The 14,020-nt window shown below is 64.5% G+C and carries 13 protein-coding genes; 7 read left to right on the plus strand and 6 right to left on the minus strand.

Going from position 1 to position 14,020, the window contains the following annotated elements; genetic code table 11:
* Positions 1–2: 2 nt before the first annotated feature.
* Positions 3–1,148, minus strand: a complete 1,146-nt coding sequence (locus YQ44_RS01200; RefSeq protein WP_071321817.1) for an MFS transporter — start codon at positions 1,146–1,148, stop codon at positions 3–5.
* Between the two features lie 283 nt (positions 1,149–1,431).
* Between YQ44_RS01200 and YQ44_RS01205 the strand changes: the two genes are divergently transcribed.
* The 7 genes from YQ44_RS01205 (at position 1,432) to YQ44_RS01235 (ending at position 9,726) form a co-directional block, all read left to right on the plus strand.
* Positions 1,432–2,208 (plus strand): gamma-glutamyl-gamma-aminobutyrate hydrolase family protein, encoded by a 777-nt coding sequence (locus YQ44_RS01205; RefSeq protein WP_071321818.1) that lies wholly within the window; start codon positions 1,432–1,434, stop codon positions 2,206–2,208.
* A gap of 58 nt (positions 2,209–2,266) precedes the next feature.
* Positions 2,267–3,637, plus strand: coding sequence for a glutamine synthetase family protein (locus YQ44_RS01210; RefSeq protein ID WP_071321819.1), 1,371 nt, complete (start codon positions 2,267–2,269; stop codon positions 3,635–3,637).
* 11 nt (positions 3,638–3,648) lie between these two features.
* Positions 3,649–5,109: an aspartate aminotransferase family protein gene (locus YQ44_RS01215; RefSeq protein ID WP_071321820.1), complete on the plus strand. Its 1,461-nt coding sequence runs from the start codon at positions 3,649–3,651 to the stop codon at positions 5,107–5,109.
* Positions 5,110–5,247: 138 nt separating this feature from the next.
* Positions 5,248–6,396: an ABC transporter ATP-binding protein gene (locus YQ44_RS01220; protein ID WP_071321821.1), complete on the plus strand. Its 1,149-nt coding sequence runs from the start codon at positions 5,248–5,250 to the stop codon at positions 6,394–6,396.
* Positions 6,397–6,403: 7 nt separating this feature from the next.
* The gene (locus YQ44_RS01225; protein WP_071321822.1) at positions 6,404–7,345 is read left to right on the plus strand and encodes an ABC transporter permease subunit; all 942 of its coding nucleotides are present in this window, start codon (positions 6,404–6,406) and stop codon (positions 7,343–7,345) included.
* Complete coding sequence (locus YQ44_RS01230) at positions 7,342–8,199, plus strand: ABC transporter permease (protein WP_071321823.1); 858 nt, start codon at positions 7,342–7,344, stop codon at positions 8,197–8,199. The genes YQ44_RS01225 and YQ44_RS01230 overlap by 4 nt, the downstream gene beginning before the upstream one ends.
* 36 nt (positions 8,200–8,235) lie before the next feature.
* On the plus strand, positions 8,236–9,726 hold the full coding sequence (locus YQ44_RS01235; RefSeq protein WP_071321824.1) for an aldehyde dehydrogenase: 1,491 nt from the start codon (positions 8,236–8,238) through the stop codon (positions 9,724–9,726).
* Positions 9,727–9,842: 116 nt separating this feature from the next.
* Here the strand turns inward: YQ44_RS01235 and panB are convergent, their stop codons facing one another.
* The 5 genes from panB to hda form a co-directional block, all read right to left on the minus strand.
* The gene (panB, locus tag YQ44_RS01240; protein WP_198043854.1) at positions 9,843–10,718 is read right to left on the minus strand and encodes a 3-methyl-2-oxobutanoate hydroxymethyltransferase; all 876 of its coding nucleotides are present in this window, start codon (positions 10,716–10,718) and stop codon (positions 9,843–9,845) included.
* Positions 10,719–10,816: 98 nt separating this feature from the next.
* Complete coding sequence (gene folK, locus YQ44_RS01245; protein WP_071321825.1) at positions 10,817–11,296, minus strand: 2-amino-4-hydroxy-6-hydroxymethyldihydropteridine diphosphokinase; 480 nt, start codon at positions 11,294–11,296, stop codon at positions 10,817–10,819.
* A gap of 8 nt (positions 11,297–11,304) precedes the next feature.
* A complete protein-coding gene (gene pcnB / locus YQ44_RS01250) occupies positions 11,305–12,678 on the minus strand; it encodes a polynucleotide adenylyltransferase PcnB (RefSeq protein ID WP_071321826.1) in 1,374 nt (457 codons plus the stop codon).
* Positions 12,671–13,342, minus strand: a complete 672-nt coding sequence (locus YQ44_RS01255) for an HAD family hydrolase (protein ID WP_071326180.1) — start codon at positions 13,340–13,342, stop codon at positions 12,671–12,673. Before YQ44_RS01255 ends, pcnB begins: the two co-directional genes overlap by 8 nt.
* A complete protein-coding gene (gene hda, locus YQ44_RS01260; protein WP_071321827.1) occupies positions 13,342–14,010 on the minus strand; it encodes a DnaA regulatory inactivator Hda in 669 nt (222 codons plus the stop codon). Before hda ends, YQ44_RS01255 begins: the two co-directional genes overlap by 1 nt.
* Positions 14,011–14,020 lie beyond the last annotated feature (10 nt).

A 14,020-nucleotide genomic window follows, 5' to 3' on the forward strand; every position in this document is an offset into this window, starting at 1 on the left:
GGCTACACGATCCCCTTCTTGCGCTCCCACACGGCGCTGCCGACGAAAATGGCGGCGCAGACCCACATCACGGCCGGCAGCGCGTTGACGCCCGCCGATTGCATCAAGACGCCCGTCAGCAGGGGGCCGCCGCCGCTGGTGACACCCCAGGTGGCGTTGACGATGGCGCTGGCGCTGGTCAGCGACAGGCCCGTGAAACGCTCGCCGCACGCCACCAGCGCCAGCATGTAGATGCCGCCCGCCGCGGCGCCCAGCAGCAACAGCAAGGTCCACCACAGCCACGGCGTGCCGACGGCGAACGGCAGCAACGGCAACAGCAGGCAGACGGCCACGCCGCAGCCCGCATGGACTTTGGCGCGGCCGAAGCGGTCGGCCATCCATCCCAAGGCGAATTGCAAGCCCGTGTCGCCCACCAGTACCACGGTGGCCGATAGCAGGGCCAGGTCCGTGCCGATGCCGTGTTCCATCGCATACAGGGGCAGCAGGCTCAATGCCAGCGTGTCGAACAGGGCGAAGAAGGCCGCGCCCAGCACGATCATCGGCATGCGCGGCAGGATCAAGGTCCATTTCACGCCATGCTCTTCCTGCTCCTTTTCCGGGCCGCTGTTCGAGATCAGCATCAGGCCCGGCACGGCGAGCAGGAATAGCAGGCCGCAGGCGGCGAAGCTCCACGTAATCCTGTCGTTGAACAGCGCCACCAGGGCGGGACCGATCAGCTGGAAGAAGGTAAAACTGGTGGTGTACATGGCCACCACCCTGCCCCGCGAATTGTCGGGCGCGAGCCGGTTCACCCACGCTTCGCCGATGGTAAACAACACGCCCATGGCGCCGCCAAACAGGAAGCGCAGCACGCTCCACGCCAGCAGGTGGTCGGTGAACTGCATGGCGATCGTTGCCAGCGAGGCCACCCAGACGGCGCCCAGCATGGTGGCGCGCGCGCCAAAGCGCCCCACCCAGCCAGAGACGAACGGCGAAGCGGCCAGGATGCCGAGGGCGCTGACGGCCGTGATCATGCCGATGATGTCCGTACTCACGCCGCGCTGGTGCAGTGTCAATGCGGTGAGCGGCATGGTCGCGCCCAGTCCCAGGCCGACCACGCCGATACTCACCACGAGGGCGAAGAAATCGCGCCACGGCATGTGCTTCATGGCAGCCTCCGCGCGAGGGAAAGCAAGGTCGGGATGGCGTGAAAGTGGTGTGGATGCATGGGAAAGAGGGGGACTTTGCCGGTGGCGCTGGCATTTGGCGCCGGACGGGCATATGATGATTTTACGAAAGACAATATGGCAAAGCCGTAGTGTAGCCGCAGGACGGTCCCGTTGGCCACGCCCATGGGTGTGGCCGCTGCCGCCGGCTCTGCTATACAGTGAAGCGAGCGGCAGCGCTGTTTGGCGCTGTCATTGGATCGTCACGCCAGCGAGGTAGCACTCTATGCGCCGTCCCATTGTTCTCGTTCCCGCCTGTCAGCGCCAGCTTGGCAACCACGCCTGGCATATGGCGCAGGACAAGTACCTGCACGCCGTGCTGCGCGGTGCAGACTGCATGCCGCTGCTGCTGCCCGCCCTGGCCGTTGACGCCGACCTGGAAGCGGCGCTGCGGATTGCCGACGGCGTCATGCTGACCGGTTCCGCCTCGAATGTCGATGCGCGCCTGTATGGCGAAGACATCCTGCACCCCGAACTGCCGCAAGACCCGGCGCGCGACGCCACCACCTTGCCCCTGGTCCGCGCCGCGCTGGCGCGCCAGTTGCCCTTGCTGGCCATCTGCCGCGGCTTCCAGGAAGTCAATGTGGCCCTGGGCGGCAGCCTGCACCAGGCCGTGCATGCGGTGCCGGGCATGCTCGATCATCGCGAGAACGTGCTCGATCCCCTCGAGCGCCAGTACGCGCCCGCGCACCGCGTCAAGCTCGCGCCCGAGGGCCTTTTGTCTCGCCTGCTTGGTGGCGAGGGCGAAATGATGGTCAACTCCCTGCATGGCCAGGGCATCGCCCGCCTGGCCGACGGCTTGCTGGTGGAAGCCCTGGCCGACGACGGACTGGTGGAAGCCTATACGGTGGCCAGCGCCGCCGGTTTCACGCTGGCGGTGCAGTGGCACCCGGAATGGCGGGTGGAAGACAACCCGCACGCCATGCGCCTGTTCGGCGGCTTTGGCCAGGCGTGCCGCGATTACCAGGAACAGCAGCGCAACAGAAAGGATGACGGCAACTAGCACGGGCGCGCCGCACCAGCACCATGCGGCGCCTGATCAAGACCAGAGAGAGGGAAACATGGCAATACGCGAAAATTTCACCTATACGGATATGGATTTGTGGCTCAATGAAAAGCGGGTCACGGAAATCGAATGCCTGGTCCCCGACTTGACGGGCGTGGCGCGCGGGAAGATTCTGCCGCGCGGGAAATTCACCCAGGAGCGCGGCATGCGCATCCCGGAAGCGGTGCTGGGCATGACGGTGACGGGCAATTATCCCATCGACGATGGCGGCTATGACCGCGCCATTTCCAGCACCGACCGCGACATGATTTTAAAGGCCGACCCCACCACCATCACCATGGTGCCGTGGGCCACCGATCCCACGGCGCAAGTCATCCATGACTGCTATTTCGCCGACGGCATGCTGGTCGATTTCGCCCCAAGATCCGTGCTGCGCCGCGTGCTGAAACTGTATGCGGACAAGGGCTGGAAACCGGTGGTGGCGCCGGAACTGGAGTTCTACCTGACGGCGAAAAACACGGACCCGGACCTGCCATTGAAGCCGCCCATCGGCCGCAGCGGCCGGGCCGAGACCAGCCGCCAGGTGTACAGCATCGACGCCGTCAACGAATTCGATCCGCTGTTCGAGGATATCTACGATTACTGCGAACTGATGAACCTTGACGTCGACACCCTGATCCACGAGATCGGCGCGGGGCAGATGGAAATCAACTTCCTGCACGGCGATCCGCTGGGTTTGGCCGACAAGGTGTTTTTCTTCAAGCGCACCCTGCGCGAAGCGGCGCTGAAACACGATATGTACGCCACCTTCATGGCCAAGCCGATGGCCGGCGAGCCGGGGTCCGCCATGCACGTGCACCAGAGCGTCGTCGATGCGAAGACGGGCCTGAACATATTCAGCAACGAGGACGGCTCGGCGGCGCCCATCTTCAAGCACTACATCGCCGGCCTGCAGCGCTACATGCCGTCGGCCATGGCCATCGTCGCACCGTATGTGAATTCCTACCGCCGCATCGTGCGTCACACGGCCGCGCCGATCAACATCCAGTGGGGCCTGGACAACCGCACGGTGGGCTTTCGCGTGCCCGAATCGGGCGTGCAGGACCGGCGCGTGGAGAACCGCATCATCGGCGCCGACGCCAATCCCTACCTGGCGCTGGCCGTGACTCTGGCATGCGGCTACCTGGGCATGACGGAGCAGCTGGAAGCGACGCCGATGATGGTAGGCAGCGCCTATGACATGAAGTTCGAACTGCCGCAAGGCTTGCCGGAAGCGTTGCAGCTGCTGCGCGCGGAAGACAAGCTGCGCACGGTGCTGGGCGAGCGTTTCATCGACGTGTATGCGGCCATCAAGGACCTCGAGCACCAGGAATTCATGACGGTGATCAGCCCCTGGGAACGCGAACATTTGTTATTGCACGTTTAAAAGGAGCACGCATGAGCACAACAAACAATCCGCTGGCGCCCGGCGCCGCGCTGGTCGCCTCCGTGGCGCAAAAGAATGCGGCGCCGCAGGTGTACGACACGGCCGCCATCCAGAAGATGGACTCGGCCCACTACCTGCACCCGTTCACCGATTTCCAGGACCTGGCGTCGAAAGGCGCGCGCGTGATGGTGCGCGGCGACGGCGTCTACCTGTGGGATAGCCAGGGCAAGAAAATCGTCGACGGCATGTCGGGCCTGTGGTGCGTCAACGTCGGCTATGGCCGCACGTCGATCTCGCAAGCCGTGTACCGGCAGATGGAAACGCTGCCGTTCTATAACAGCTTCTTTGGCACGACGAACGTGCCGGCCGCGCAATTGGCCGCCAAGCTGGCGCAGATCTCGCCGCCGCAGTTCCAGCACGTGTTTTTCACCAGCTCCGGTTCCGAAGGCAACGACACGAATTTGCGCATGGTGCGCCGCTACTGGGACATTCTCGGCTACAAGGAGCGCCATACCGTCATCAGCCGCCACAACGCCTATCACGGCAGCACGGTGGCGGGGGCATCCCTGGGCGGCATGGATGGCATGCATGCGCAGGGCGGCTTGCCCATCCCCGGCATCGCGCACATCGGCCAGCCGAATTATCTGGAAGCGGGCCATGGACTGAGTCCGGAAGCATTCGGCCTGAAGGCGGCGTCCTGGCTGGAAGACAAGATCCTGGAAATCGGCGCCGACAAGGTGGCCGCCTTTATCGGCGAGCCGGTGCAGGGCGCCGGCGGCGTCATCATCCCGTCCTCGACCTACTGGCCGGAAATCCAGCGCATCTGCGACAAGTACGGCATCCTTTTGATCGCCGATGAAGTCATCTGCGGCTTTGGCCGGCTGGGACGCTGGTTCGGCTCCGAGCTGTTCGGCATCAGGCCGGACCTCATTACCTTTGCCAAGGGCGTCACCTCGGGCTACGTGCCGCTGGGCGGCGTGCTGGTGGGTGACAGGGTGGCCAAGGTGCTGATCGAGCAGGGCGGCGAATTCACGCACGGGTTCACGTATTCGGGCCATCCCGTCGCCTGCGCCGCCGCGCTGGAAAACATCCGCATCATCGAGGAAGAGCAGCTGCTGGCGAAGGTGGCCGAGGATACGGGGCCGTACCTGAAGCAGTGCTTTGCCAGCCTGGGCCAGCATCCGCTCGTGGGCTATGCGGACAGCTGCGGCCTGGTCGCGGGCCTGAACCTGGTGCGCAAGAAGGGCACTACCGTGCACGAGAACGAACTGTTCGACGAGGAGCAGGGCGTGGGCATGATCTGCCGCGGCCACATGTTCGACAATGGCGTCATCATGCGCGCCGTGGGCGAGCGCATGATCGTCGCCCCGCCGCTGGTCATGACGCGGGCGCAGATCGACGAGATGGTGGGCTTGATACGCCTGTGCCTGGACAAGACGCATGCGGATGTGAAGGAGAAGGGCTGGGTGTAGGTTTTTGCCCCATTTTGCCGCCATCTGCGCAATTTTTGGACCGCAATGGCGGCAGTTCCGCTAAACTTCCATCCTGGTCGCTCTTTGTAGCGGCCAGTTTTTCATTTTGACACCCATTTACCCAGAAGCCACCCACACATGACGATAGCAACACCCGCCGCGTCGGCCAGCGACGCCCCAGCGCCTTTCCTGCTGATTGATCAACTGGTCAAGGAATTCGATGGCGTGCGCGCCGTCAATGATATTTCCGTGACGATCAACAAGGGCGAGATCTTCGCCCTGCTGGGCAGTTCAGGTTGCGGCAAGTCGACCCTGCTGCGCATGCTGGCGGGTTTCGAGACGCCGACCTCGGGGCGCATCACCCTGGCCGGCAACAGCATCGTCGATGTGCCGCCGCACCAGCGCCCCATCAACATGATGTTCCAGTCGTATGCGCTGTTCCCCCACCTGTCTGTGTGGGACAACATCGCCTTCGGCCTGCGCCGCGACGGCTTGCCGAAAGCGGAGATCGCCGCGCGCGTCGAGCAGATGCTGGCGCTGGTGCAGCTGGGGCAGTATGCGAAGCGCAAGCCGCACCAGCTGTCGGGCGGCCAGCAGCAGCGCGTGGCGCTGGCGCGCAGCCTGGCCAAGCGTCCGCAATTGCTGCTGCTCGACGAGCCGCTCGGCGCGCTGGACAAGAAACTGCGCGAACGCACGCAGATGGAGCTGGTGAACATCATCGAGCAGGTGGGCGTCACCTGCGTGATGGTCACGCACGACCAGGATGAAGCGATGAGCATGGCCACGCGCATCGCCGTCATGAGCGAGGGGCGCATCCTGCAGGTGGGCGCGCCGGGCGAAATCTACGAGACGCCGAATTGCCGCTTCGTCGCCGATTTCATCGGCAGCGTCAACCTGTTCGACGGCCGCATCGCGCAGGACGAACCCGACCACGTGGTGATCGCCACGCCCGATGGCGAACACTATGTCTCGCACGGCATCACGGGCAACCTGGGCATGGATGTCTCGGTGGCCGTGCGCCCCGAAAAAATCGGCATCCAGATCGAGCCGCCCACGTTGGACGAGCGGGCGTCGCCGGCGGAACATGGCTACAACTGCGCCCAGGGCGTGATCGTCGCCATGGCGTATTTTGGCAATGAAACCAGCTACCACGTGCGTCTCGACAGCGGCAATGTGGTGAAAGTCTCGCGCACCAACGCGGCCCGCCACGACGTCTCGCGCCTCGAGCGCGAGCAGCGCGTGTGGGTCTGGTGGGATGGCGCCGACATCGTCGTGCTCACTAGCTGAGGCCATCATGACGCCTATTCTGCAATTGCTGCGCAATCTCGTCACCCTGCGCTGGATAACGGGAAAAAATGCGGGCCGCAACGTCGTCATCGCCGTGCCGTCGCTGTTCCTGGCGGCCGCCTTCCTCGTGCCTTTCCTGATCGTGCTGCGCATCAGCCTGTCGGACATGGAAACGGCGGGCAGCCCGTTCGGCGGCCTGCTGTCGTACGTCGACGGCATCGTCGTGCTGAAGGTCAAAATCGCCAACTACCTGTTCATCGCCGCCGACGAACTGTATCTGCTGACCTATCTCAGCTCCCTCAAGTATGCGGCGATCACCACCGCCATCTGCCTCGTCATCGGCTACCCGTTCGCCTACTTCATGGCGCGCGCCAGGCCGTCGATACGCCCCGTGCTGATGATGCTGGTGATGCTGCCGTTCTGGACCTCGTTCCTGCTGCGCGTGTATGCGTGGAAGGGCATCCTGGCCAACCACGGCCTGCTCAACGACCTGCTGATCGCGCTGGGCGTGGTGAACGAACCGCTGCACATGATGAACACCTCGTTCTCGCTGGTCGTCGGCATGGTGTACGCCTATCTGCCCTTCATGATTTTGCCGCTGTACGCCAACCTGGTCAAAATGGACATGCGTTACCTGGAAGCTGCTGCCGACCTGGGCGCCACGCCCCTGCAGGCGTTCTGGCGCATCACCGTGCCGCTGTCGAAGTCGGGCATCATCGCCGGCGCCATGCTGGTCTTCATCCCGTCCGTCGGCGAGTATGTGATTCCCGAGCTGCTGGGCGGCCCGGAAACCCTGATGATAGGCCGCGTGCTGTGGGATGAATATTTCACCAATAACGACTGGGCCATGGCCTCGTCGGTGACGGTGCTGGTGATCCTGCTGATCCTCGTGCCGATGGCGATTTTTAACAAGTACAAGATGGACCAGGACGCGGGGAAACAAACATGAGCACAGGTAACAATGCGCACTCTTTCCTGCAGCGCTGGTTCGGCCGCGGCTGGCTTTCGCTGGGCTACCTGTTCCTCTACCTGCCCATCATCGTGCTGATCGTCTTCTCGTTCAACAGCTCGCGCCAGGACATGGTGTGGAGCGGTTTCTCGCTGCGCTGGTACAGTGAGCTGATGAGCGATACGGAGATCATCTCGGGTTTCGGCCTGTCCCTGAAGATCGCCTTCATGTCGGCCACGTCCTCCGTCATCCTCGGCACGTTTGCCGCCTTCGCCCTGACCAGCTACCAGCGCTTCCGCGGCCGCACCGTGTTTTCGGCCATGGTCAGCGCGCCGCTCGTGATGCCGGAAGTGATCATCGGCCTGTCCCTGCTGCTGATGCTGGTGTCCATGCAAAAGGTCTTCGGTTTTCCCGAGCGGGGCGTGCTGACCATCTGGCTTGGCCATACCTTGCTGGGCATGGCGTACGCGGCCGTGGTGGTGCAGTCGCGCCTGCAGGAGATGAGCAAGTCGCTGGCCGAGGCGGCGATGGACCTGGGCTGCCGCGCGCACCAGGTCTTCTTCCTCGTGACCCTGCCGAACATCACGCAGGCGCTGGCCTCGGCCTGGCTGCTGACATTTACCCTGTCGCTCGACGACGTCGTGCTGTCCGCCTTTTTGTCCGGCCCCGGTTCGACGACCATGCCGCTGGTGATTTTCTCGCGCGCGCGGCTGGGCCTCGACCCGCGCGTGAATGCGGTTGCCGCGCTGACCATCCTGGCCGTGTCGATCGCCGTGATCGTGTATGCCGTGATGCTGGCGCGCGCCGACCGCAGACGCCGCAAGCAACTGTCTGCGGCCTATACGCCAGACTAGGAGTAAGCTGGCGTTTTCACCTTGCAGGAGACGACCATGACGAAAAACACCAGCTGGCATGCACGGGCAGCAGCGCTCACGATCGATGGCCGCGCCATCATCAACGGCGAACGGGCCTGGGCCAGATCCGGCCAGACCTTCGACAATCTGTCGCCCATCGACGGGCGCCTGCTGGGGCAGGTGGCCCGCTGCGATGGCGCGGACGTGGACGCGGCCGTGCTGGCCGCCCGCGCCGCCTTCGATGACCGCCGCTGGGCGGGAAAATCGCCGGCGCAGCGCAAGCGCGTATTGATCAAGTTCGCCGACCTGGTGCAGCAGCACGGTCCCGAACTGGCCCTGCTGGAAACCCTGGACATGGGCAAGCCGATCAAGTACAGCCAGAGCGTGGACGTGGGCGCCACGGCCAACTGCCTGCGCTGGTATGGCGAGGCGATCGACAAGGTCTACGATGAAATCGCGCCCACGCCGGCCAACAGCCTGGCCCTGATCACGCGCGAGCCGGTGGGCGTCGTCGCCGCCATCGTGCCGTGGAATTACCCGATGATCATGGCCGCCTGGAAGATCGCGCCCGCGCTGGCGGCAGGCAACAGCGTCATCCTGAAGCCGTCGGAAAAATCGCCGCTGACAGCCCTGCGCCTGGCCGACCTCGCGCTGCTGGCGGGGCTCCCGCCGGGCGTGTTCAACGTGCTGCCCGGCTACGGCAACGAGGCCGGCGCCGCGCTGGCGCTGCATATGGATGTCGATTGCATCGGCTTTACGGGCTCCACGCGCACGGGCAAGCTGATCGTGCAGATGGCGGGCCAGTCGAACCTGAAACGGGCCTGGACGGAACTGGGCGGCAAGTCCGCCAACATCGTCTGCGCCGATTGCCCGGATCTGGACAAGGCCGTGGCGGCCGCCGTCGGTTCCATCTTTTTCAACCAGGGCGAAAGCTGCAACGCGCCCTCGCGATTGTTCGTGGAAGAGTCGATCAAGGACGAGTTCCTGGCCAAGGCGCTGGCCATGCTGCCGCGCTTCCAGCCGGGCGATCCGCTCGACGAAGCCACGGTCATGGGCGCCATCGTCGACGCCACGCAGATGCACACCGTCATGGGCTATATCGCGGCAGGCAAGAACGAGGGCGCGACACTGCTCGGCGGCGGCGACGCCGTGCGCGCGGAGACGGGCGGCTACTACGTGCAGCCGACCGTGTTCGGCGACGTGGATGCCGGCATGACGATCGCGCGCGAAGAGATCTTCGGCCCCGTGCTGTCCGTGCTGGGCTTTACGGATATCGCCGAAGCGGTGAAGCAGGCGAATGCCACGCCGTATGGCTTGCAGGCGGCCGTGTGGACGTCGGACATCAGCAAGGCCATCCAGACGGCACGCGCCCTGCGCGCCGGCACCGTGCACGTCAACCAGTACGATGGCGATGACATCACCGTGCCGTTCGGCGGCTACAAGCAGTCGGGCAATGGGCGCGACAAGTCGCTGCACGCGCTGGACAAGTACACGGAGCTGAAGACGACGTGGATACAGGTGGGGTAGTGGCGAGAGTTTGAGCTGGTGGCGGTGTCGGGTTACGCTGCGCTAACCCGACCTACGATGCCGACAGGTCGTAGGCCGGCCTGGCGCGCAGCGCGCAAGCCGACAAACACACTACATCAGAAGCAGTGTTCCAGCGCCGGGAAGCTGCCATCCTTGACGGCCTTGACGTAGCCGGTGACGGCGTCGTCGATGCTGGCAGCGCCTTCCATGAAGTTGCGCACGAAGCGCGCCTTGCGGCCTGGGAACACGCCCAGCATGTCGTGCATGACGAGTACCTGGCCCGAACAGTCGGGACCTGCGCCGATGCCGATGGTCGGTATCGTCAGCATGTCGGTGACTTCCTTGCCCAGCTGCGACGGCATCGCTTCCATCAGCACGATGGCGGCGCCCGCGTTTTGCAGCACCAGCGCGTCGTTCTTCAGTTCTGCCGCGCTTTCCGTGCTCTTGCCCTGCACTTTATAACCACCGAGCTGGTGCACCGATTGCGGCGTCAGGCCGATGTGCGCGCAGATGGGGATGCCGCGTTCGGTGAGGAACTTCACGATCTCGGCCAGCCAGGCGCCGCCTTCGATCTTGATCATGTGCGCGCCAGCCTGCATCAGGATGACGGCGTTGGCATAGGCCGTTTCGGGCGTGCCGTAGGCGCCGAAGGGCAGGTCGGACATGATCATGGCCGACTTGCTGCCGCGCGCCACGGAAGCCGTGTGGTAGGCCAGTTCGGCCACGGTGACGGGCAGGGTGGAGTTGTGGCCGTTGCAGACCATGCCGAGCGAATCGCCGATCAGCAGGATCTCCACGCCGCAGCGGTCCATCAGGGACGCGAAGCTGGCGTCATAGCAGGTCAGCATGGTGATCTTTTCGCCGGCGGCGCGCAGCGTGGCCAGGGTGTGGATGGTCACGGCCTTGTTGGCGACAGGCTTGGATGGCGCCGGCGCTGGTGTGGCGGCCTTGTCTTTTGCGGCCAGATCTGTTCCTTGCAAATAAGCGGACATAGGTATTCTCTAGAGTGAAAGGGGTACGACGCCGCTAGTGTAGTACTTTATGCGGGGCGCTGCAGGAGCGGCATTGTAGAGGATGGCGGCGGCTCTGGTCAGAGCTGGCTGATGGCCTGGTCGGCTACAGCCACCAGGTAGTCCTGGGCCGGCCCCAGGCCAGGCACGACGATGGCGGGCGCCAGGGCCAGCAGCGGCACCAGCACGAAGGCGCGTTCCGTCAGGCGTGGATGCGGCACTGTCAGCGTGGCGCTGGCGATCCGTTCGTCGCCGTACAGCAGCAAGTCCAGGTCCAGGGTGCGCGGGGCGTTGCGGTAGGGGCGCTCGCGCCCGTGCGCCGCCTCGATGGCGTGCAGGGCCTGCAGCAGCGCTTCGGCCGGCAGGGTGGTCGCGATGCGCGCCACGGCATTGATGTAGTCATCGCCGCTCGAGTCGATGGGCGCCGTGCGGTAGCTGGCCGAGGCGTCGAGCAGGCTGGCGCCGGACAGGCGCGCCAGGCGCGCAAGCGCGTCCTGCACGTTGGCGCGCGCGTCGCCAAGGTTGGCGCCGATGCCGATGTAAGCGGTTACTGTCTGCATGACCGCGTTTACTCGCCGCTGGTGCTGCCGGTGGTCGAGCCGCCTGTGCCCGTCTTGCTGCGCGTGCTGCGGCGTGGCGGGCGCTTCTTCTTGACGGCGCCCGGCGCCGCATTCGCGCTGACGAGCAGCGCTTCGCGCGTTTCCTCGTCGCCTTCGTAGAATGCGGTCCACCATTCGCCGATGTCCAGGTCGATCTCGCCCGAGGCGCAGCGCAGCAGCAGGAAGTCGTAGCCGGCGCGGAAGCGCAGGTGCTCGAGCAGCTTGTACGGCGCCTTGCCGACGCGGCGCTCGAAGCGCGGCTGCATCGACCAGATGTCGCGCATGTCCGAGCCGATCTTGCGCTGCAGGGCCAGTTTTTCCGTCTGCGAATCGAGCACGTCGTCGGCCGCCAGGTGCAGCGCGGGAATGGTCGATTCGCCGGCGGCGCGGTAGGCCGTCCATTTTTCCAGCACCTGGTGCCACAGCAGCGAGGCAAACAGGAAGCCTGGCGAGACGGTCTTGCCGGCGGCGATGCGGGCGTCGGTGGCGTCCAGCGCCAGGGTGACGAATTTCGCGCCCAGCGGCTGCTCCAGCACCACGTCGAGCAGCGGCAGCAGGCCGTGATGCAAGCCTTCCTTGCGCAGCTGCTGCAAACAGGCCAGCGCGTGGCCGCTCATCAGCAGTTTCAGCATCTCGTCGAACACGCGCGGCGCGGGCACGTTGTTGATCAGCGGGGCCATGACGGGAATCGGCGCTGCGGTGGCCGGCTCGATGGTGAATTTCAGCTTGGCGGCGAAGCGCACCACGCGCAGCATGCGCACCGGGTCTTCGCGGTAGCGCTCTTCCGGCTTGCCGATCATGCGCAGGGTCTTGGCGCGGATGTCTTCCACGCCGCCATGGTAGTCCAGCACTTCCTGCGTGGCCGGGTTGTAGTACATGGCGTTGATGGTGAAGTCGCGGCGCAGCGCATCTTCGTGCTGCAGGCCGAAGGTGTTGTCGCGCAGGACGCGGCCATGTTCATCCTTGGGCGCGGAGTCGGCGCCGGCGCCGCGGAAGGTCGTCACTTCCAGCAAATCCTGGCCGAACATCACGTGCACGATCTGGAAGCGCTTGCCGATGATGAAGGCGCGGCGGAACAATCGCTTGACCTGTTCCGGCGTGGCGTTGGTGGCGATGTCGAAGTCTTTCGGTTTGACGCCCAGCAGCAGGTCGCGCACGGCGCCGCCGACGACGAAGGCTTCGAAGCCCGCTTCCTGCAGGCTGCTGGTGACGCGGATGGCATTCGACGACACCAGTTTCGGGTCGATTCCGTGTTGCGCGGGACCGAGCACGATGGGTGCCGTGGTGTCGCGCGCTGCCTCTTTTTTAACGCCGAGGATCTTGCGGATGAATTTTTTAATCATTGAATAAGTGGAGTGATGGCCAGCCGTGGAGGGATGCGTGTGCGCTCAAGGCAGCATTGGGATTGGTGGCGACAGGGTGGGTAACGACCGACAGCAAGGGAATGTCGTTGTGCGAATCGCTGTAGAAATAGCTGCGCTCGAACTGTCCCAGTTCCTTGCCCATCTTTTCCAGCCAGGCATGGGTGTGGGTCAGCTTGCCGGCGCCCAGGGTGGGCGTGCCCAGCAGCTTGCCCGTGACATTGCCCTCGGCGTCATATTCGGGCATGGCGGCCAGCAGGTGCTCGACGCCCAGCGCCTCGGCGATGGGTTTGGTGATGAAATGGTTGGTGGCCGTGACGATGGCCAGCAGGTCGCCCGCGTCCTGGTGCTGCTTGAGCAGGGCCACGACTTCGGGGCGGATGGCCGGCATGACCACTTCGGCCATGAATTGCCGGTGCAGCGCCTCGAGGCGATCGCGCGGGAATTGCGCCAGGGTGCCCAGGGAAAATTCCAGGTATTCCACCGGGTCGAGGGTGCCGGCCTGGTATTGCGCGAAGAATTCGTCGTTGCGTCGGGTGAATTCGGCGGCGTCCACGGCACCGATGCGTACCAGGAACTCGCCCCACTCGTGATCCGAGTCGATGGGCAGCAGGGTGTGGTCGAGGTCAAACAGGGCCAGATTCATCATTCTTTCGCTTCCGCCTGCAACAACTCGCGCAACAATGGCAAGGTGATCGGACGTTGGGTTTCAAGGGAGTATAGGTCGAGAGAGTCCAGCATCGTCGACAGCGAACGCATGTCGCGCCGGAAATGGGACAGCAGGTAGGGTAACACGCCCGGCGACAAGGTCAAGCCGCGGGTGCTGGCCGCCTGGGTCAGGGCGGCGATTTTTTCATCGTCCGTCAAGCCGTGGATCTGATAGATCAGGCCCCAGCCCATGCGCGTGCGCAAGTCTTCGCGCACGGGCAGCACGGCCGGCGGCACGGCGCCGCTGCACACCATATAGGCCTTGTTGGCGCGGATTTCATTGAACAGGGCAAAGGCGTCGATCTGCGCCAGCGGCGAGAGTTTTTCGCAGTCGTCGAGCAGGTACAAATCCACGTCAGGCGAATACACGAATTCGGACTCGATCGAGAACGGCGAAATATAGCGCGCGCGCTCGGTGCTGGCCAGGGCCTTGAGCAGATGGCTCTTGCCGGCGGCCAGTTCGCCCCACAGGTAGGCAAAATGTTCGCGCGACGTGCGCGCGGCGAACTGGCGCATCAGCTGCGCCACTTCGGCATTCTGTCCCACCTCGAAGGTATCGAGGCTGTGCGCCTGGTCTGTGCCTAAATCGAGCACCAGTTGTTTCATGGCGTACGCC

The organism is Janthinobacterium sp. 1_2014MBL_MicDiv, from assembly GCF_001865675.1.
Taxonomy (GTDB): domain Bacteria; phylum Pseudomonadota; class Gammaproteobacteria; order Burkholderiales; family Burkholderiaceae_D; genus Janthinobacterium.